Source organism: Flavobacterium akiainvivens (assembly GCF_001278115.1).
Taxonomy (GTDB): Bacteria; Bacteroidota; Bacteroidia; order Flavobacteriales; family Flavobacteriaceae; genus Flavobacterium; species Flavobacterium akiainvivens.
Genome location: NZ_LIYD01000005.1, coordinates 1,017,743 through 1,037,535 on the forward strand (window position 1 = coordinate 1,017,743; position 19,793 = coordinate 1,037,535).

A 19,793-nucleotide genomic window follows, 5' to 3' on the forward strand; every position below is an offset into this window, starting at 1 on the left:
ATTAGGAAGGGAAAGTACAATCCAAAAAAATTATATATTCTTTATAAAATTACGTAAGCTGTTATAAAAAATATAGACTTACCTTTACATAACTTAATCAAAGTTTGCTGATACTGTCTGAAGGTGAAAAAGTTTTATGCTGTCATAATAATGATTTTGGGCTTTATGCTAAGCCCTGTTAATACTTTTGCATGCAATAATCATAACACTGTGAGATATAAGCATAAATCCTGCGGCATAGGCGGAAATGAAACTATTAAAAAGTGCTGTAACACCAAAGCAACCCATTCTCATAATTGCAACAACCATAAGCACGGTAAATGCGGCGGTGCCTGCTGCCAGTGTATAACAAGCGGAATGTTTAAGTTTTTACCACTTGTGGTTTCAGTACCACAAACATTTTTACTTCTGCCAGATGCTAAAAAAGAACGATTCAGTTATTCTGAACTTTTTGTAAATGCAGATTCAAAAGGCTTACGCCTTCCTCCCAAAATAAGCTAAACCCATAATTGCGTAGCCATAGGTGTGTTCTCTCAGGAATACACTCCCTAAATTATTTGTTTACTTATAAAATTAAAATCATGAACCTATTCTATAAAATAGTGGTGCCTGTATTTTTTATAGCATCACTGCAAGCTAACGCGCAAATAAAAAATGCCAAAACAGAAATCCTGACTGTGCAGGGTAATTGCAACATGTGTAAAGAAACCATTGAAAAAACTGCTACAGAAAAAAAAGTATCTGAAGCCGCATGGGATAAAGATAGCCACAAGCTTACCCTGACGTATGACAGCACCAAAACAACGTCTGATGCACTGCTTAAAAAAGTAGCCTATGCCGGTTATGATAACGAAAAATACCTTGCCCCGACGGAAGCGTATAATAAACTACCAGGCTGCTGCCAGTATGACCGCCAAGCTGAAGCCTCTGCACAAACAGCTATGCATGAAAGCCATATGGGTAAGACTCAGGAAACACCCGCCGAAACATCAATCCTTAAAGAGGTATATACATCTTATTTTACCCTGAAAGACGCCCTTGTAAAGTCAAACGGCGTGGCGGCAGCTACGGCATCGGCACAACTTGTAAAAGCCCTGAAAGCAGTGCCTATGGATAAAATGGAGCATAGTGCCCACATGGTATGGATGAAAAACCTGCCTGCCTTACAGGAAGGTGCAGAGCATATTGCCGAGACTAAAGACATAAAGCACCAGCGCGACCATTTTGTAACACTGTCTGATGCCTTATACACTGTAGCCAAGGCTTTTGAGATGGATGAAACCGTGTATTACCAGCATTGCCCTATGTATAATAACGGCAAAGGTGCCAACTGGCTTAGCCTTGATAAAGAGGTTAAAAATCCGTACTATGGCAGTAAAATGCTAAGTTGCGGCAGTACTACCGAAACCCTTAAGTAGCCTATGCAAAAGTTAGTAAGTATATGCCTGCTATTGCTTTCGCTGGCAGTGCAGGCACAGAACATTAAGGAGTACGACCTGTATGTAACCGACACCGTAGTTAACTATACCGGTAAAAGTATTGAAGCCATTGCCATTAACGGTAAAATACCCGGGCCTGAGCTGCATTTTACTGAGGGTGATACAGCGGTGATACGGGTGCACAACATGATGCACCACGAAACCTCTGTACACTGGCATGGCCTGCTCTTACCCAATGAGGAGGACGGTGTGCCGTATCTTACCACAGTGCCCATAAAGCCCATGAGTGTACATACTTATAAATTTCCGTTGAAGCAAAGCGGTACCTACTGGTACCACTCGCACACTATGTTGCAGGAACAGTCGGGTATGTACGGGGCGTTTATCATACATAAAAAAGATGAACCTAAAATGCCGGAATATACCATGCTCCTGAGTGATTGGACCGACCTTAACCCACACCAAGTAGAGCGTATGCTGCATAAGGAGAACGACTGGTTCAGCATTAAAAAAGGCGCCACTCAAAACTATGGCCAGGCCATAAAACAGGGTAAGTTTGGTACAAAATTTACAAACGAATGGAAACGCATGCGGGCTATGGATGTGAGCGATGTATATTATGAACGTTTTTTTGCCAATGGTAAAACCGATGTTGAAGCCCCGGAATTTAAGCCCGGAGATAAGGTACGTATCCGCATTATTAACGGCAGCTCTTCCACGTATTTCTGGCTTAATTATGCAGGGGGCAAAATGGATGTGGTAGCTTCCGATGGATCAGAAGTGGTGCCGGTTCCTGTTGACCGGTTTATTGTAGGTACCTCTGAAACCTATGATGTTATTGTAACCATTCCGCCCAAGGGTGTGGCTTATGAGCTGGCTGCTACATCTGAAGACCGCATGGGGCAGACATCGTTGTGGTTAGGCAAAGGCGTTAAGCAACTGGCCAATCCGCTGCAACGGCTTAACTATTTTGAAGGTATGCAGATGATGAACGACATGATAACATTGGGTGGCAACATGAAAGATATAGGCATGAAAATGAGCCTGCAACAGATGGATATGAATGTCGTGATGTACCCTGAAATATCAGGCGCTCAAATGAACGAGATGAATATGCAGGGCATGGATAGCAAAAAAATGGACGGTATGCAAGATATGAAAGGGTACGACCATTACTCCATGCAAGGTAATAGCAGCATTGTTACACTTAACTACAACATGCTTAAATCCCCCGTAAAAACCACGCTACCCGATAAACCGTTCCGTGAACTACACTTTACCCTTACCGGCAATATGAACCGCTATGTGTGGACAGCGGATAACAAAACCATATCGGAAACCGATAAGATACTGATTAAGGCTGGGGAAAATGTGCGTATTATTATTACTAATAATTCTATGATGCGCCACCCCATGCATCTGCACGGGCACTTTTTTAGGGTGGTAAACCAACATGGCGAGTATTCTCCACTTAAGAACGTGCTGGACATTATGCCTATGGAAACCGATACCATAGAGTTCAACGCATCGGAAGAATATGGCGACTGGTTTTTCCACTGCCATATACTATACCACATGATGAGTGGCATGGGCAGGATATTTACCTATAAAAATTCGCCACCCAACCCGCAGCTGCCTGATGCAGCAGCTGCACTTAAAAAAGTGTATGCCGATGATAAGCGGTATTACTTTTCGGCAGATGTAGGCCTGGAAAGCAACGGCAGTGATGGCGAATTACGACTGGAAAACACCCGCAACTTTATAGATGCTGAGTGGAGGTTGGGTTATAATGATGATTCAGGTTACGAAACCGAAGCGCATATAGGCCGTTACCTTGACAACAAACAGTTTCTGGCGGTTTACACCGGCTGGGATTTCAGGTATCATAATACATTGGACAGGGAGCGTAACTTTTTCGGGCAGCAAAGTACGCAGGCACAAAGGGCTGTGGCGTGCTTAGGCGTGATTTATGTACTGCCGTGGTTTGTAGAGAGCGATTTGAGGGTTGACCACAAAGGCAATGTGCGCCTGCAATTTACCCGCCAGGATATACCGGTTACATCGCGCCTGCGGTTGTGGGGCAGCTGGAATACCGATTATGAGTATAGTGTAGGCAGCCGATACATCTTAACCCGTTATTGGTCGCTATCTGCCCATTATGACAGTGATATGGGCTTAGGCGGAGGGCTTGCCTTTACGTATTGATTAAAAGTGCTTATTCACATAAAAGGCAAGAGGATCAAACCAGATTCTCTTGCCTTTTAATTTTCATTATTCCAAATATGAATTAGGGGTGTCATAACTGTTAACTCCTATTAAATTTTATTTTTGGTCTATATAGTAAAAATATGATTCAATTTAAAGACAAAAGGCTTGTCAAATTTGGAGAGCGGGTAAGAGAAGTGCGGGAACAGAAAGGCTGGAGTATAAATGATGTTATTACACGCGGGCAATTGAGCCGCAGTGATTTAAACGCCATAGAATCAGGTAGCAAAAACTTTGGTTTTACAACATTGCTTGAGTTATGCAAGTCATTGGAAGTATCGGCATCGGAGTTATTGAACTTTGGTTTAGAATAGAGTCGCTCTAACAATAATATTTCTTCTTTATCCAAAAAAAGCATTTTGTTCGACAGAATCCCTCATAGATCAAATGTGTAAAATTTGATTAAATTTCGGGTCTTATTGAAAATGAATTTTAAGAAAAGTAAGTTATAGAATACGTTAGTGCGAAAATATTATCGCAATAAGATACTAAGTTAAACACTTAATATCCATGTATTTAACTTAAATTATATATCTTTTAAAAACGTCAAAATAGGCACAAGGTGTTCGACTGTGATCCCTGACAGCCCACACAAGACAAACAACGCCATTGGGAGACAATGGCGCTTTTTCTGTTCGCGAAAAACAATTTTCACCTACTGCGAATATTAATAAATGCTTTCCAAATGCATGGGATAATTCTTCAAATCACTAGTGACGTCACCATCCTTAAAGATGTCAAAACAATTATAACCGGGGAGGATTTGTACACCACAAAAACGGTAGTTACTGGTTATATTCAGTAATAAATCCGCTGTATCTTTTCCCTGCATTAACTTCTGAGACGGATTACCAAAGCTTTCTGCCGGGGCATTCCAGGTTGCGCACACCATAAACTTTTTCCCATAGAGTTGACCTCCCGTTCCGTATTGTTTTGTAGCGTCTTCCCTGGTTCTTCCGTCACCGGTAAGAAACTTTTGGGTTTGCAGCCCACAGTTAAAAACCTCATCTACATATTTCTTATAAATCCACGGTGCGCCAAACCAGTTTACTGGGGTTTGTAAAATAATTATATCAGCCTGAACGTGCTTTTCTACCTCTTCTGCCGCATCATAGCCATCCTCCACCTTTGTTTCTAATATTTCATAGTTTTTACTTTTAAAGTAATCTTTAGCAACTTGAATAAAAGCGTTATTGAGACTTCCTTCCGACCAGTTAGGGTAAGTAAGGTGTGTATTGATAAGCAATACTTTTTTCATATTTCTATACAATGTTATTTTTATATCTATTTATTCGCAAAGTGCCATTTGCATCGCATTCATCCTGCCGCCAGAAACTTTTAGTTTTAAAAATTCAGTATCAAGTTCCTGTAAATCAGATTTCGTTAATGCAATACTTGTACCCTCCAGATTTTCGGTAAGATGCGGAATGTTACGCGTGCCGGGAATAGGTACAATAAATGGCTTTTGTGCCATCAGCCAGGCAAGTGCTATTTGAGAAGCCGTTGCATTTCTTTTGGATGCAAAACTATTTACCAGGTTTACTACAGGCATATTGTCGGCTAAATTTTTAGGGTTAAACCGATCGAATGTCGCGCGCAGGTCCAGCTTTTGGTCAAAGGTTGTTTGTGCGTTGAGCTTACCTGTTAAATATCCCATGCTTAACGGACCCCATGGAACAAAGCCGATACCTAATTCCTCACAAACCGCCAATACACCATTTTTTTCAACGCTGCGTTCCATAAATGAATATTCAGTTTGTATGGCTGAAACAGGTAGTACCGCATGGGCTCTCCTAATAGTGTTTACGTTAGCCTCAGATAACCCAAAATGTAAAACTTTGCCCTGAATTATTAAATCTTTTACAGCACCCGCCACCTCTTCAATAGGTACATTAGGGTCTACGCGGTGTTGGTAAAGCAGGTCTATACGGTCTGTTTTTAGTCTTTTTAGAGACTCTTCCACAACTTTCTTTATTTGCTCCGGTTTACTGTTCAGGCCGCCTTTTTCTATGTTAAATCCAAATTTAGTAGCAATAACTACCTTGTCCCTGAACGGGGATAGTGCTTCGCCTACCAGCAGTTCGTTAGTGTATGGTCCGTATACTTCGGCAGTGTCAAAAAATGTGATGCCTCTGTCAAAAGCCGTACGTATGGTTTTAATCCCCTGCTGTTTGTCTGCTGCTGCACCATAGTTGGCACTAATACTCATGCATCCTGCACCTAACGCAGAAACTTCTAAGGCTCCCAGTTTTCGTGTATCCATAGTGTTTTCTTTTTTACTGTTTTTCGGTTTGCTTTCTGAATGAACAGTAGTGGCGGACATAAGGTTAGGCGCAAGCAATACCCCAACCCCGGCAAGAGTAGTTTGCTGAAGGAATTTTCGCCTTGAATTGCCACTGTCATTTGTTTTATCAATCGTCATTTTCCCCTGTTTAAAAGATTATTCAAAATTAAACAGATACAAATGGAAGCTTGGAAACAGACTACAGGTAAAAAAGAAACAAATTACTGATACTATAAAACGCCCTTTCGGGCGCAGTATATTATAGTTTTGAAGTAAGCTTTGTTCTATATGCTTTAGGGCTTAGGCCCACTTGTTTTTTAAAGAATTTTGAGAAGTAATTAGGGTATTCAAATCCCAATTCGTAAGCTATTTCAGAATTATTCATGGTGCTGTTTTGCTCCAGCATTTCTTTTGCTTTTTTAATTACAAAATCATGAATATTCTCTAAAGGTGACTTTTGGGTGAAGTGCTTAATAATGTCTCCCAGGTAATTTGGGGTAAGCCCCAGCTGCTCTGCAAAATACTGTACAGACGGAAGCTGGTTTACCGGTTTTTGATAATACTCCGACAAGCATTGCTGAAAATCCGACACAATGCGGTTATATTGCTTAGGATCAGTAGAAAACTGCCTTTTGTAATATGCTTCTACCAATGATACCAGTACATTTACGTAAGATAAAAGTACATTAAAATTCTGACTTCCGCTTTCATAATACTTCATCATTAACCGGAATACCGAACTGATTTCCTGCACTTCATCCTCTGTAAGGTAAAGAGCTTCGTGCTGCCCGTAGTCAAGATAGGTTTTAAAAAGGAAACGATGTTCTTCAATTATCTTTTTAGAAAGTTGTAAATACATTCCAGTATAGGTAGGCTCTACATCCCAACCTTCATTTAGTATGACATTCGGGCTGTTAAAAAAAACCGCCGTTATAGGGTTTGAATTACCTGACTGCTTGCTCTTAAAATTTATTTTAAACGAAATCCTGTAAAAATCAACCATTACCGGATCTGACTTTAACAACATAACTGACGGGTTGTAGTAGCCAACATCAATATTGTTGTCTAAAGGTTCCGGGAGTCCCAAATAACTATTGTAAGATTTAAAGTCGCTGAAAGTTTTCATGTAACGAAATTACAAATTGTTTTAGCGTTTTTCAATTTTCTGTAAAAGCTATTAGCAGGTATCCTGTCCGTAAAAATATTTGTTTTATCCAGCTTGTATTCACTTGTGCTGAAACGCTAATATGGAGAAGCATTGGCTATCAGTACTTTTACTTTTTCAAGTGATAATTGTGTTACAATCTCCCTGTTGTTTAAATGTATAGTGGCTATACTTTTGTTTTCAGATACACTTACAATAAAATCTATATTGATGCTGTGCGTAGTATCGTTTTCTTTAATGTCTATGAATTTGCTCATAATCGATGTTATTTTATTTCATCAATGATACGCATTCATTATTAACAGTAGGGTTAAGTTACTCACAATCTTTGGTTTATTGGGAGCAAATTGGCATTAGTCAGTAATAATATCATTTTTTTATTCAATTGATAGTTCATAAAACTACTGATAATCAGGTGGAATTTATAGTTCGATGAAACGTTAAATAAATTAAAAAACAGACTATTGGTGTAATTTTTGCATTATAGTAGTACACTTCAACAAGGTCTCTTCCGAAAAAATTCCGGCATTCCGGCAATATAGAATATCCCTACACATTATTGCATCATACGATTAAATAGTGATTAAAAGTTGTAGCTATTTAATACCATGAATAAGCGTTTAAAATTTCATGCAAAATCCCCGTTTTTTTCGACTGTAAAATCACGGGTAGACCAGTATTTTAAGCAAACGGGTAAACATATGCACGCCAGCAGCGCCATGTGGCTTAAGGCTGCATTCTTTCTTTTTGGCTTCCTGGGCTGTTACGCAATAATCATTTCAAATATCCTTCCGGCTTTAGCCATGCTGGGGCTTGCCGTTTTATTAGGTGCATTCAGCGCTTTCGTAGGCTTCAATGTATGCCATGATGCCATACACGGCTCTTTTTCCGACAACAGGCATATTAATAAAGCCCTTAGTATGGTTTTTAATCTTTTAGGGGCCAGCCCTTATATATGGAATATTTCGCACAACGGCGTACACCATACCTTTACCAATATACCCGGCCATGACGAAGACCTTGTTGTAGCCCCCGGATTGATACGGATTGAGCAGGATGACCCCAAACGAAAAATACAGCGCTACCAGCATTGGTATGCTTTCCCACTGTATGGCCTGGCAAGCATTTCATGGGCATTCCGTAAAGATTTCCTCAAAATGTCACAAACAAAAATTGGGCAGGTAACGTTAAAGCATCCTAAGAAAGAATATTTTAATCTTTTTGCTTCAAAGGCCTTATACTATTTCCTGTTTATTGCATTACCTTTGATAACTCTGGATATTACCTGGTGGCAGTTTTTAATAGGTTTCCTTGCAATGCACCTTGCGCAGGGATTTACCATGGGGCTGGTTTTCCAACTGGCGCACGTAGTAGAGGGAACCGATTTCCCCGCAGCAAGCCCAACTGGGACTATGGAGGAAGCGTGGGCAGAGCACCAGATGCGCACTACAGCCAATTTTTGTTCCCAAAACCGTATTGCAGCGTTCTTACTCGGAGGCCTTAACAGCCAAATTGAGCACCATCTCTTTCCTAAAATTTGCCACATACATTACCGTGCTATAGGAAAAATCGTAAAGCAGGCCGCAAAAGAATACCACCTCCCTTATATTGAAAGCCAAACTTTTGGCGCTGCATTACAATCGCATTACCGCGTGCTTAAAAAGTTTGCATTGGAAGCGAAAAGTGCAAAAGTACAGTACCAAGCATCTTAAGCAGATAAAAAAAACAATGGATCTACTACAACTAATAACCCTGCTTTTACTTGTAAGTGCGGGGATTTCCTATATTAACCAGCGCTTTATAAAGTTGCCGGGGACTATAGGCGTTGTAGCAATCTCTGTAGTAGTTTCTGTTATTATAGTAATTATTGGAAAGACAAATAACGATCTCGCAGCTAAAATAAAAGAAGCTTCCGACAGTATGGATTTTTCCAGGATATTACTTGATGTAATGCTTGGTTTCCTGCTTTTTGCCAGCGCATTACATTTCGATTACCAAAAACTACGCAAACAACGATGGACTGTTTTTGTATTAAGCACCCTGGGGGTACTGCTTTCCACACTCCTGTTCGGCCTATTGCTTTACTACTTTACAGGCCTTTTTAATATTAATATTCCGCTGATGTACTGTTTCATTTTTGGTGCATTGATATCACCAACAGACCCAATAGCCGTGGGTTCTATTTTAAAACACTCTAAAATATCGGAAAAGCTCTCTACGGTTATTGCAGGGGAATCCCTGTTCAATGATGCCGTTGGATTACTTGTATTTGTGCTCCTGCTGGAGCTGGTGCAGCAACCTGATACTGCTATCAGTTTTAACACTGTAGCAAGCCTGCTTTTACATGAGGTGCTGGGAGGGATACTTATTGGCCTTGCCACTGGATACGTAGGATATAAACTGATTAAATCCATCAAGGATTTTCAGACTATACTGCTTATATCCATAGCGTTGGTTTTGGAAATTTCACTTTTGGCAGGTTATTTTCACGCTTCCGTACCGCTTGCAGCGGTAACAGCAGGTTTGATTATAGGCAACAACAGTTTCCATGAAGATAAGGTGTCTGACGATTTCCTACTCAGGATATGGAAACTTATAGATGAAGTGCTTAATACTATCCTTTTTGCCATGATAGGGCTACAAATGGTTGCCATGCCCTTTTTAAGGGAATACTGGCTGCTAAGCTTATCTGCAATTGTAATAATACTTGTGGCAAGGATTATAAGCATATCATTGCCTGCATTATTTTTACTCGGAAAAATCAATTTCAACAATTTATTTATACTCAGCTGGGCCGGATTGCGCGGTGGTATTTCCATAGCAATGGCGTTATCATTACCCGATTCGCCCTATAAAGAAGGCATACTTTCAGGTTGCTACTTTATAGTATTGTTTTCGATAATTATACAAGGGTTATCTCTAAACAGGCTGATAGGCGTTTTAAAAAGCCGTGAAGACTGACTCGCACTCCTACCAGTGTTTTTAATTGCCTAATAAAGAATTGTCTACATTCTGAATCATCTTGTCAAAATCGGACAATACCTTCAACCGGGCATTGTCATCTTTTATGTTTTTAATGTATTTATCGCTGTTATAATTCCAAAGGTACATATCGTCTTCTAAGGCATATTTATCATTTGGCGACATAGGAAGGCGACATATCTCATTATAGATATTGTTACGTAATTTCGTTAAAACAACAGGGTCTTTAGCCTGAAAAAAATCACCGATCATTTTTTTCAACTGCTCCCTCTTTTCTGATTTCTTCATGGTAATGTAAATTAAACTTCTTACGGGTAACTATTTAGTGAACTTCGACAAACCGTATATTAATGATTATTCAAAAGGTATACTGTCCATTTTTAAAATATAAAATGGACAGTATACCTTTTGCTTTAATTCTTTAGGGCCAAAGCTGAAAGGTTAGTCCACATTTTTGGCGCTTTTTTTATCCCTTTTGGCTTCTTTCTTTTCCTTGGCTGTTTTCAGCGGTGCTTTTTTAGCCCCCTTTTTGGAATCTTGACTTTTTGACATAATACTGATAATTAATATTTTAAAGATGAAAGGTCGCCTTTAAAAAACGTAATATTGCCAATGTTGTGCCAAATTAAATTATCGATTTTTAAACGTGATTTTTAACTACAAAAAGCACCTCCGCAGGGAAGTGCTCCTATAAATTAATTGGGTTAAGTAGGAATGAAACTTATTCTACTGCCGTATCGTTTGATTCCCCTTCAGTTGCATCTTCGTCCGCAGCGTCAAAATTGATCGAATTGTAGGCTGCTTCTGTAAGGGTTTTGTCGGCTTCTTTTTCTTCTGCAAGGGTTTCAGCCAAAATGTCTGCCACTTCATCCTCGCCAAGGGTTTTGGCAAAGGCTACAAGTGTACCGTAAGTGGCAATTTCATAGTGCTCTACTTTTTGTGACGCGGCTATGATACCGGCATCACGAACCGGGCCCTGCTCGGTGCTCTCCATTATATCCTGGGCTTCTTTAATAAGGCCATCCATAGCCTCGCATTTTTTGGCAACCGCTTTTTCGTCTATAAGTTCAAATACCCTTTCAAGGCGCTGCACCTGCTGCTCTGTTACCGCAGTATGTTCTTCAATGGCCTGTACCAAAGCTTCGGTAGTAGCATTTTTGGCCATTTTAGGCAATGCTTTAGTAAGGGCTTTCTCTGCCCAGTAAATGTCTTTAAGGCTGTCAACAAACAATTCGTGCAGGCCTTCAGCAGCATTAGTTTTTGCTTTAACCGTTCCCCTGGTGCTGTTCTTTGAAAGGGCCGGTTTTGAAGCAGTAGCTGCTTTAGTTGTATCAGATGATGTTTTCATAAAGTATTGGTATTATTTTAATTAAGGCAAATGTCATCTATCCATTGCAGCTTATTGCCAATACTCTCACAAATAAAAATAATTTAAGAAAACATTGTACGTTGGTAATTGCTAATGGTGCAATTTTACAGGCGTTATTTAAACCCACATGCCATTATGAATACCATTACGCCTTGGGGCCTTACGGCCGGTCAGGATATCAGAGCCAGTAAGATCCTCGCCACATTGCAATTCGACCACTATGCATTTACCTTACACAACACCGGCGATTCGCTATGGATAGTGGCAAATTGGCCTACCGGGCAACGGATAGCTTTCAGGGCTGCATTTGCCATGAATGATAATTTTGAAATTGTGACATTATCTAATAATGGCAGCAGTTTAGAGATACAACTAAGAACACGCCTTGGGCACTATAAGGTCAGCCTTTTATTTCCTGACTTGGAAGAGCCTATGTTCAGGTACACCACATTTTTTACAGCTGCTGCTGATATACTGATACCGTATTGGCCACGTGATATAATGCCACTTACAAAAGATGGCGATGTGCTTAATGCTTCAGCCACGATACACATGCACCAGGTGGGTACGCGCAGTGGCGCACTGTATTTCAGTACAACAAAGCCCCGGTATGGCTCGGTTTTCTATTTCCAGAACCTCACCGATATTTCTGCGTTTTGCGAAGCCACAGAAACATCTTTAAGTGAAACCGTGGGCGGTAATTGGCCCGAACTTGGCTTCCAGATTCCTCATGTTGTCAATAAGCCACTACCGGGTGGTAAAGAATATATTATATCAGATGCTTTTGTACTGTTAAGCGAAGAAATACCCGAAACGGCAACTGCGATTACGCAAGGTTACCTCAATGCGTTATCTGTTGTGTATAAAGCACTCCCGAAACCGGAGCCTGTATATCACCACTGGCCGGATACCGTGCGCAGGGGCCTGCACGACCTGTGCAATAATAAAGGTTGCTGGACACATTCTAAAGGTGTCTCATACCTTAATGCCTATGTATGCGATTACCAGACACCGGCTGAACTTATGGTGCAGCTTGCGGTACTGTTACCCCTTACGGAATACCTGGAATGGGAAGGGGAAAAAAATATTGTAAGCGAAGAACTACGTAAAGGCCTGCCTGCATTTTATGATGACAAAATAAACACTATGGTGCGCTGGCTACCCACACTGGTGGACAGGCTTGACAGATCTGAAGAACAGAAAAAAGAGATGGTCATGGACTCCTGGTACCTGCACCACCCGCTTATGAACCTTTGCCGCCTTGCCCTGAAAAAAGATGCGCTGGCAGAAGAACTACTTATGAAATCTATAGATTATGCTATTAAAATTGCACATCACTTTAATTATGAGTGGCCGGTGTTCTACCGTATGGATACCCTTGAGGTCATAAAAAAAGAAACCGTTCCCGGCCATGGGGGTGAAACTGATGTGCCGGGTTCTTATGCGCACCTTATGTTACAGGTGTGGAAACTTACAGGCGATAAAAAATACTTTACAGAGGCAAAAAATGCTTTTAAGAAGCTTGACAGCTGCGGCTTTGATATATTTTACCAGGCCAATAACACCGCATTTGCCGCCGGGGCATTGCTTGAAATGTTTAAGGAAACGAATGATGAGTTTTACCTAAACCTGAGCTATTGCTGTATTGCAGGTATCTTTAAGAACGCTCATATCTGGGATTGCAATTATGGCAACGCTGTACATTATCCTAATTTTTTCGCGATATTCCCGCTGAATAACGCGCCTTATACGGCGGCCTATGAAGAACTGGAAGTGTATGCAGCTTTTCATCATTATCTTCTTATTGCAGGCGACGTAAATATATTGCCTTCGGTACGTATGCTACTCTCGGAGTTTATGAAATATGCCCTGAGCCGACTGGCATATTACTACCCGTCACTTCTGCCAAAAGACATCATATCTGACATCGTTAAGACAGGCGAGGTGAACCCCAATTTATGGATGCCGTTGGAGGATTTACAGGACGGATGGCTAAAAAGCGGAATTGTGGGGCAGGAAGTATATGGTGCCGGCCTTGCCTTTGGTATTGTACCGCGGCAATACCACAAAGTTAAAGGCGAAGCTTTCCTTATATTTTCCGATTACCCTATCCTTAAATTCAGTAACCGCAAAGGTAAGCCCATCAGTGTCAGGCTGGGTGGTGATGCTGCACTTACCTGCAATGTAAGAATACTATTAAAGGGGGCGCCCAAAGAAATATTTAAAGCATTTATTGGAAAGGATGAATTGCAACCTAAACAGGCTAATAAGGAATCCATTAATTATCAGGTACCCGGAAATGCTATTGTGTCTATAACCTACGCCAGAACCATTTAATAAGCCTCCATACCGCCTGTTCCTTAGGTCTCTTATATGAAACCCTGATGTTATTTACCTACCCGGACGCTTATTTATGCAGGAAGATAAATCGAAATAGTAGTGCCTGAACCCGGCTCGCTTTCAATTTCCATATAGCCATTATGATTTTCAGCAATCTTTTTACAGAGTGCTAAACCTATGCCGGTGCCTTCATATTCATTTTGTGGGTGCAGCCTTTTAAAAATAATAAAAATCTTACTGATGTGCTGGGCATCTATTCCAATACCGTTATCTGCAACCGATATTTTATTGTAATCACCCTCTTTATGAGTGCCATCGGCAACAGTTACATAGTGCGATGTTATTGTAATTAGAGGTTTTTTCTCCGTAAACTTTAGCGAATTGCCTATCACATTATAAAACAACTGGCTTATCTGCACCGGTATGCCATTTATTACAGGGAGGCTGTCTATAATTAATTCAGCCTGCTTTTCTTTTATCAGGAACTCAAAATCACTAACCACATCTTTTAATACATCATCCAAGCTTATGGTGGTAAACTTTCCGGACTCTACCCCCAGTTTTGAATAGTTAAGCACATCTTTAATGAGCCGCGACATGCGTTCGGCAGAAGCATTTATTTTAGGGAAGTACAGCTTTTCACGCTCTTCCGTTGTAAGGCTGCGTTCTGCTAATGACGTAAAATTGCGGATTTTCCTTAGGGGTTCCTGTAAATCATGGCTTGCAATGTAGGCAAACTGTTCCAGTTCCGTGTTTTTTGCAGATAATTCGTTATTAATAGATTTAAGGCTTTGCTGTGTTTCCTTAAGTTCTTTATTGTCTTTGAGCGTTTCTTCTATCAGCTTTTGGGCATTAATATCAACCATAGATATTATATAGCCAAATACTTCATCATTTTCATCCTTATTGGGCATTATGGAAATCATGTGCCACACATAGGCACTATTAATGTGCAGGCGGGCCTGGCCTGTAAATGGCGATTTCTTCTTTCGGGCAATGTCCCAACCCTTACTTATTGCAGGGCTATCTTCGATATGCAACATTATATCTAATGAAACCGCCGAAAAAGTAGTAAACTGGTTTCCGAACAGTTCTAATAATCTTCTGTTTGCAAGCGTAATTTTGCCTGAGTTAGCAACCGAAAAAACTATCATGGGCAAGGTATCGGTAAGCTGCCTGTAATTACGCTCGCTTTCGCTGAGTTTTTCAGACAACTCTATAAGCTGTATGTTTCTTTTTCGCAATTCATCGTACGGTGACAGGGGTTGTTCCTTTTGAAAATATTCAATAAACGACGTTATTCGCAAGGGTGAAATTATACCTGAATAAGGAATGGGTAACGTAAGCTTTATTTCATATACGCCGTTGCTAAATTGTAAATCAATACTTTTAGAGATGCGCCCGGCATAAGCATAAGCCTCAGGGTTACATTCTGCAAGGTTTACATCATCATAAATGATGGCATTTATTTCTTTTTTACCACCGCTTAAAGACCCAATGCCCAGTACAAGCCTGGAGTTTTGCCCATAGGTTATGGCACAGCGCGCTATTTCCGACAAAGCAGTTGCAAACCGGGTTTGCGCCGATACTATCAATCCGCAAAGTTCTGCCAGCTTCATGGCCCGTTTATGAGCCAGGATCAGGTCCATTTCATTATCAAGGCGTATGCGGATGATTTCTTTCATAACTATAAATTAATTTTTGCGGCAAACACGGTCATATCGTCATTATGGCGGGCATTATCTTTATAAAGAGCTGCCGAAATTACATTAGGCTCATATTTCAATATACCCGGTAATTCTGAAAGATTCCACCGTGCCCTGAGCCCATCAGAATGCATAATAAGCGTCTGGTATTTTTCAAACTCCATAACAGAATCATTTAATGTGCGCGGAATATTATGCCCTACAATACCGTTATATGGCGTATAGTTTTTAGGGACAAGCCCTGTATACAAGCTGGTAGAAATGTTTCCTATCCCACACATATACCATTTTTGGGCAGTATAATCAAGATAGGCAATTGTTGCTACAAGCCCCCTTGTTTTTTTTACGTTTTCATGTATGTACCTGAGCACTTCAACAGGGCTGGTTGCCCTGCAGGATGTAAAGGAGGCTATAGCCTCAGTAACTGCTTCGTGGGCATTAATACCATGTCCAAGGCCATCGCCCATAAAAAATTGTATTCCGTTACCAAGCTTTTTCATGCTATAGCCATCACCGCAAACCGTTTCTCCCGGTGCGCAAACCTGCACCGCCCCAAAAAAGATATTACTTTGTCTTATTACAGCATCCGGTTCTTTTTGATAGATTTTACTGTACACAACTGTACCCGAGTCCGGTACGGTAAAAATTGAAGAGCGACTGCTCAAGCGCTCTATAGCGCCAAGCCCCTGCCCCAAAGTATCTGAAGACGAGATGCCGTCCTGCATCATCCTTGAAAGGTTGCGTATGCCTTTGCCTTTATCCAAACAATAGATTTCGAGAAAAGTGCCTTTATCATCGTTTGCAACGCGGTACAGCAGCTCACCCGTTTCGGCAAATTTTATAAGGTTAGAAGTAAGCTCCGAAACTATAATATCTATTTCCCCAACTTTCTGCGGACTAAAGCCGGCAGCGGTAACAAGGTTATGTATTTCACGTTTTATAAAAGAGACGTAGCTTCTGTCATCTATTTTATAAGTAAAGAAAACGATATTATCCATTTTTCCATTTTATTATGGTAACCGTAGTTCCCATTCCAACCGTAGATTGTATATCGAATTCATTTACCAGCCTTTTGGTTCCGGGCAGGCCGAGCCCCAGGCTTTTACCGGTACTGTAACCGTCTTTCATCGCGAGTGACACATCGGCAATACCGGGTCCTTTATCCGCAAAAATAAGGCGTATGCCATTCTCCCTGCCATTATTTACAGACTCAATAATTACCATGCCTCCACCGCCATATTTAAGCAGGTTACGTACCAGTTCGCTGGCTGCCGTTATAAGCTTTGTCTGGTTCAATATGCCCATGCCTATCTTTACCGCAGCCTCTTTTACCTTATTGCGGAACGGGACTACGTCCTGCTCTTTGACTATAATAAAGTCTTCTTTACTCAGTATCGTTGTCATAGTCATCGCTTTGGCCCTCACTTAATAAAATTTTAGAACGTAACAGTTCCATTCCTTTTTCAACATTAAGTGCAGTAGAAACCCCGGTAAGTGTAAGGCCGAGTTCAACCAAAGTCATGGCAACTGCAGGCTGCATACCCACAATTACTGACTGAGCCCCCATAATCCTGGACATTATACCAATGTTACCCAAGATCCGGCCCATAAATGAATCTATAATAGAAACCGATGAAATATCGATTAATACTCCTTTAGAATTATGTTTTTTTACAGAATTTACAAGATCAGTTTCAAGGTTCTCTGCAAGCTGATCATATAAATCTACCTGAATGGTGACCAAAAGAAAATCACCCATCTTTAAAATAGGAATCCTTTCCATTAACTTAGCTGTTTGTATAAGTAACCTTTTTTTTGTTCACTTCCAGTTTCAACATATTAAATGCTGTTTGCAGGGCGCTGGCCAGTGTAGATTTAGTTATAATGTTTGAAAGGTCTATGCCTAAGTGCACTACAATCTGGGCAATTTCCGGCCTTATGCCACTTATAATGCATTCGGCACCCAAAAGCCTTGTAGCGCTTACCGTTTTTATTAAATGCTGGGCCACAAGCGAATCTACTGCCGGTACGCCCGAAATATCTAAAATAGCGATGGTACTGCCCGTTTCAACAATTTGCTGTAAAAGGTTTTCCATAACCACCTGTGTACGGGCGCTATCTAAAGTTCCTATAATGGGTAGCGCAACCACACCATCCCATACGCGGATAACAGGGGTCGAAATTTCTGTAATTTCATCGGTTTGCCTGGCTATTACATCTTCACGCCCTTTAATATAGCCTTCAAAGGTAAGTATGGCCATGTTATCGATAATCTTGCTGATTTTAAGGCTTTCCTTATAAAGTATGGAAGGGTCTTCAATTTCGTTGGAAAGCACTTCTAAAAGGGCTTCTTTAAAACTGAATAAATAGCTGCCTGTTTCTCTTGGAGAAAATCCCCTCTTGGCCCGTGATACAGATATCCCCATAAGTACTTCATGTACTTTATCGTATCCCCTTGAATTCTGGTCTTCTATAGTGGCATCGCTTAACGCATCTAAGAAAGATGTGGCAAAGTCTTCAGAATCCTCTTTCTGGTCGTCTGTATTAAAGTAACTGTCTTCAGCCTTTTGCTTGGTAGTCCAAAGTTCAAGGATGGTTTCTTTTTTTTCTTTTAAGATTTTCACTGTTTTGTTTGTGTTCATTACTACTGGAAGTTTCTAAATTAGCTAACGATAATACAATTAGGGTCACCTGCATTTAGGCATGCGTATCGCTATCAAATATAGTGTTTTAAAGTATGCAATTTTTATTTTAATTTACTTCTAAATTTTGTCGCGCACCTTCCACTAATCATTACACAAAGCTAACTTCACAATATAAACCCTAATGTTCAGTATAGCAATTGAAAACAAAATCTCTACCTGAATACGCCGAGCTGTTGTGTTAAGAAGGTATGCTTTTAAATAACGCGGAGTTCTCGGCTTTTATATGGGGCTTATTTGTCTTTGTTTTTCTTTAAATGCCTTGAACGGATCCGCTGCTCCACTTTGACGTTTTAAGCGTCTTGGAAATATCTAGTGGAAAACAGACTAGATGTCCTGAAACGCCTTTAAAAACTGCAAATGTTCAAATTTTCAGGTTTTCCTGTTTCCTCCTTTAATGCCAAAATTTATCTCAACGTTTGGTTGAAAGTGGGTGTTGAAAGGTTAGTCTTTCAGCTGCAAAGTGAACCATTTTCTTGGAATAAAGCCATTATCCTTTCAGTACAGCTCACATTGTTAAATACGACCGATGCAGTCTATTTCACTTTTACAATTACCTTGCCTTTTGCCCTTCCACTTTCTACATGCTGTAATGCGTCATTAGTTTCGGCAAATGGATAGGCCTTATCCGTTACGGTTTTTACAACGCCTGACTCGATAAGTTTACCGATTTCAGTAAGCTGTGCACCGCTTGATTTCATAAAGAGAAATTGATAATCAATGCCTCTCTTTTTCGCCTTTTTCCTGATACCGGCACTAATAAGCGAAAGTATCAGGCGGATAACCCATGAAGCACCAATTTCTTTAGCAAATTCGGGAGTTGGAGGGCCGGAAATTGATATGACCTTACCACCGGGGCGTACTACGTTTAATGATTTTTCAAGCGTTTTGGTATCCTGGCTGTTTAGCACCACGTCATAATCCTTTAGTTCGTTTTCAAAATCCTGTGTTTTATAATCAATCAGCACATCGGCACCAAGTCCTTTCAGCAGAGGGAAACTTTTCTCACTCGCTGTCGTAGCCACTACAGCACCTAGGTGTTTGGCTACTTGTATGGCAATGACACCTACGCCTCCGGATCCTGCCTGGACAAATACTTTCTGCCCTTTTTTTACCTGTGCTATTTCTACCAATGCCTGCCATGCCGTAAGGGCAACGAGGGGTATCCCGGCAGCATCTTCCATAGAAAGGTTTTTCGGCTTTAGCGCAAGGTCGTTTTCGCTTACTTTTAAATATTCCGCAAAAGTGCCAATATTATGGTCAGACGGACGGGAGATTACTTCATCACCTACTTTAAACCGGGTAACTTTACTGCCCACCTGAGTTATCACCCCCGCCAGGTCATGCCCCAAAACAAAAGGTGGTTTATATGTCAATATTAGCTTGAACTCGCCGGCGAGTATTTTGGTATCAAGTTGGTTTACACCCGCAGCGTATATTTCAACCAGTACCTCATTTTCTTTTATAACAGGGGCAGTTACCTCATCAAGATGGAGTTTCTCTTTTTTTCCATATTTTTTTACTACAAAAGCTTTCATGTT

General features: G+C 40.7%; 18 protein-coding genes. 6 read left to right on the forward strand and 12 right to left on the reverse strand.

Annotated elements, in window-relative coordinates; genetic code table 11:
- Positions 1-581: 581 nt before the first annotated feature.
- From AM279_RS04635 to AM279_RS04645, 3 genes are all read left to right on the forward strand, one after another.
- Positions 582-1,418 carry a DUF3347 domain-containing protein gene (locus tag AM279_RS04635; RefSeq protein ID WP_074961690.1) on the forward strand — a complete coding sequence of 279 codons (837 nt, stop codon included), beginning with the start codon at positions 582-584 and terminating at the stop codon, positions 1,416-1,418.
- Between the two features lie 3 nt (positions 1,419-1,421).
- The gene (locus tag AM279_RS04640) at positions 1,422-3,644 is read left to right on the forward strand and encodes a multicopper oxidase domain-containing protein (RefSeq protein ID WP_054406557.1); all 2,223 of its coding nucleotides are present in this window, start codon (positions 1,422-1,424) and stop codon (positions 3,642-3,644) included.
- 143 nt (positions 3,645-3,787) lie between these two features.
- The gene (locus AM279_RS04645) at positions 3,788-4,018 is read left to right on the forward strand and encodes a helix-turn-helix domain-containing protein (protein WP_054406560.1); all 231 of its coding nucleotides are present in this window, start codon (positions 3,788-3,790) and stop codon (positions 4,016-4,018) included.
- 353 nt (positions 4,019-4,371) lie between these two features.
- On the opposite strand, the gene AM279_RS04650 is transcribed toward AM279_RS04645, so the two are convergent.
- From AM279_RS04650 to AM279_RS04665, 4 genes are all read right to left on the reverse strand, one after another.
- Positions 4,372-4,962 carry an NAD(P)H-dependent oxidoreductase gene (locus tag AM279_RS04650; RefSeq protein ID WP_054410132.1) on the reverse strand — a complete coding sequence of 197 codons (591 nt, stop codon included), beginning with the start codon at positions 4,960-4,962 and terminating at the stop codon, positions 4,372-4,374.
- Between the two features lie 30 nt (positions 4,963-4,992).
- A complete protein-coding gene (locus AM279_RS04655) occupies positions 4,993-6,126 on the reverse strand; it encodes an aldo/keto reductase (protein ID WP_143090444.1) in 1,134 nt (377 codons plus the stop codon).
- A gap of 121 nt (positions 6,127-6,247) precedes the next feature.
- Entirely contained in the window at positions 6,248-7,114 is an 867-nt protein-coding gene (locus tag AM279_RS04660) for a helix-turn-helix domain-containing protein (RefSeq protein ID WP_054406563.1), read from the reverse strand.
- Between the two features lie 116 nt (positions 7,115-7,230).
- Positions 7,231-7,410 (reverse strand): hypothetical protein, encoded by a 180-nt coding sequence (locus AM279_RS04665; RefSeq protein ID WP_054406565.1) that lies wholly within the window; start codon positions 7,408-7,410, stop codon positions 7,231-7,233.
- Positions 7,411-7,761: 351 nt separating this feature from the next.
- Between AM279_RS04665 and AM279_RS04670 the strand changes: the two genes are divergently transcribed.
- Entirely contained in the window at positions 7,762-8,865 is a 1,104-nt protein-coding gene (locus tag AM279_RS04670) for a fatty acid desaturase family protein (protein WP_054406567.1), read from the forward strand.
- Positions 8,866-8,881: 16 nt separating this feature from the next.
- On the forward strand, positions 8,882-10,114 hold the full coding sequence (locus AM279_RS04675; RefSeq protein ID WP_054410136.1) for a cation:proton antiporter: 1,233 nt from the start codon (positions 8,882-8,884) through the stop codon (positions 10,112-10,114).
- A gap of 21 nt (positions 10,115-10,135) precedes the next feature.
- On the opposite strand, the gene AM279_RS04680 is transcribed toward AM279_RS04675, so the two are convergent.
- Together AM279_RS04680 and AM279_RS04685 are read right to left on the reverse strand one after the other, a co-directional pair.
- Positions 10,136-10,423 (reverse strand): hypothetical protein, encoded by a 288-nt coding sequence (locus tag AM279_RS04680; protein WP_054406569.1) that lies wholly within the window; start codon positions 10,421-10,423, stop codon positions 10,136-10,138.
- 433 nt (positions 10,424-10,856) lie between these two features.
- On the reverse strand, positions 10,857-11,483 hold the full coding sequence (locus AM279_RS04685; protein WP_054406570.1) for a YciE/YciF ferroxidase family protein: 627 nt from the start codon (positions 11,481-11,483) through the stop codon (positions 10,857-10,859).
- Positions 11,484-11,639: 156 nt separating this feature from the next.
- Between AM279_RS04685 and AM279_RS04690 the strand changes: the two genes are divergently transcribed.
- Positions 11,640-13,841 carry a hypothetical protein gene (locus AM279_RS04690; protein ID WP_074961692.1) on the forward strand — a complete coding sequence of 734 codons (2,202 nt, stop codon included), beginning with the start codon at positions 11,640-11,642 and terminating at the stop codon, positions 13,839-13,841.
- Positions 13,842-13,915: 74 nt separating this feature from the next.
- Here AM279_RS04690 and AM279_RS04695 read toward each other — a convergent pair whose 3' ends face one another.
- The 6 genes from AM279_RS04695 to AM279_RS04720 form a co-directional block, all read right to left on the reverse strand.
- The gene (locus tag AM279_RS04695) at positions 13,916-15,529 is read right to left on the reverse strand and encodes a sensor histidine kinase (RefSeq protein ID WP_054406572.1); all 1,614 of its coding nucleotides are present in this window, start codon (positions 15,527-15,529) and stop codon (positions 13,916-13,918) included.
- 2 nt (positions 15,530-15,531) lie between these two features.
- The gene (locus AM279_RS04700; protein ID WP_054406574.1) at positions 15,532-16,548 is read right to left on the reverse strand and encodes a SpoIIE family protein phosphatase; all 1,017 of its coding nucleotides are present in this window, start codon (positions 16,546-16,548) and stop codon (positions 15,532-15,534) included.
- Entirely contained in the window at positions 16,541-16,954 is a 414-nt protein-coding gene (locus AM279_RS04705; protein WP_054406577.1) for an anti-sigma regulatory factor, read from the reverse strand. Before AM279_RS04705 ends, AM279_RS04700 begins: the two co-directional genes overlap by 8 nt.
- Complete coding sequence (locus AM279_RS04710) at positions 16,935-17,333, reverse strand: STAS domain-containing protein (RefSeq protein ID WP_054406579.1); 399 nt, start codon at positions 17,331-17,333, stop codon at positions 16,935-16,937. The genes AM279_RS04705 and AM279_RS04710 overlap by 20 nt, the downstream gene beginning before the upstream one ends.
- Positions 17,334-17,337: 4 nt before the next feature.
- Complete coding sequence (locus AM279_RS04715; protein ID WP_236688490.1) at positions 17,338-18,174, reverse strand: STAS domain-containing protein; 837 nt, start codon at positions 18,172-18,174, stop codon at positions 17,338-17,340.
- A 614-nt stretch (positions 18,175-18,788) separates the two neighbouring features.
- Complete coding sequence (locus AM279_RS04720; protein WP_054406583.1) at positions 18,789-19,790, reverse strand: NADP-dependent oxidoreductase; 1,002 nt, start codon at positions 19,788-19,790, stop codon at positions 18,789-18,791.
- Positions 19,791-19,793: the final 3 nt, after the last annotated feature.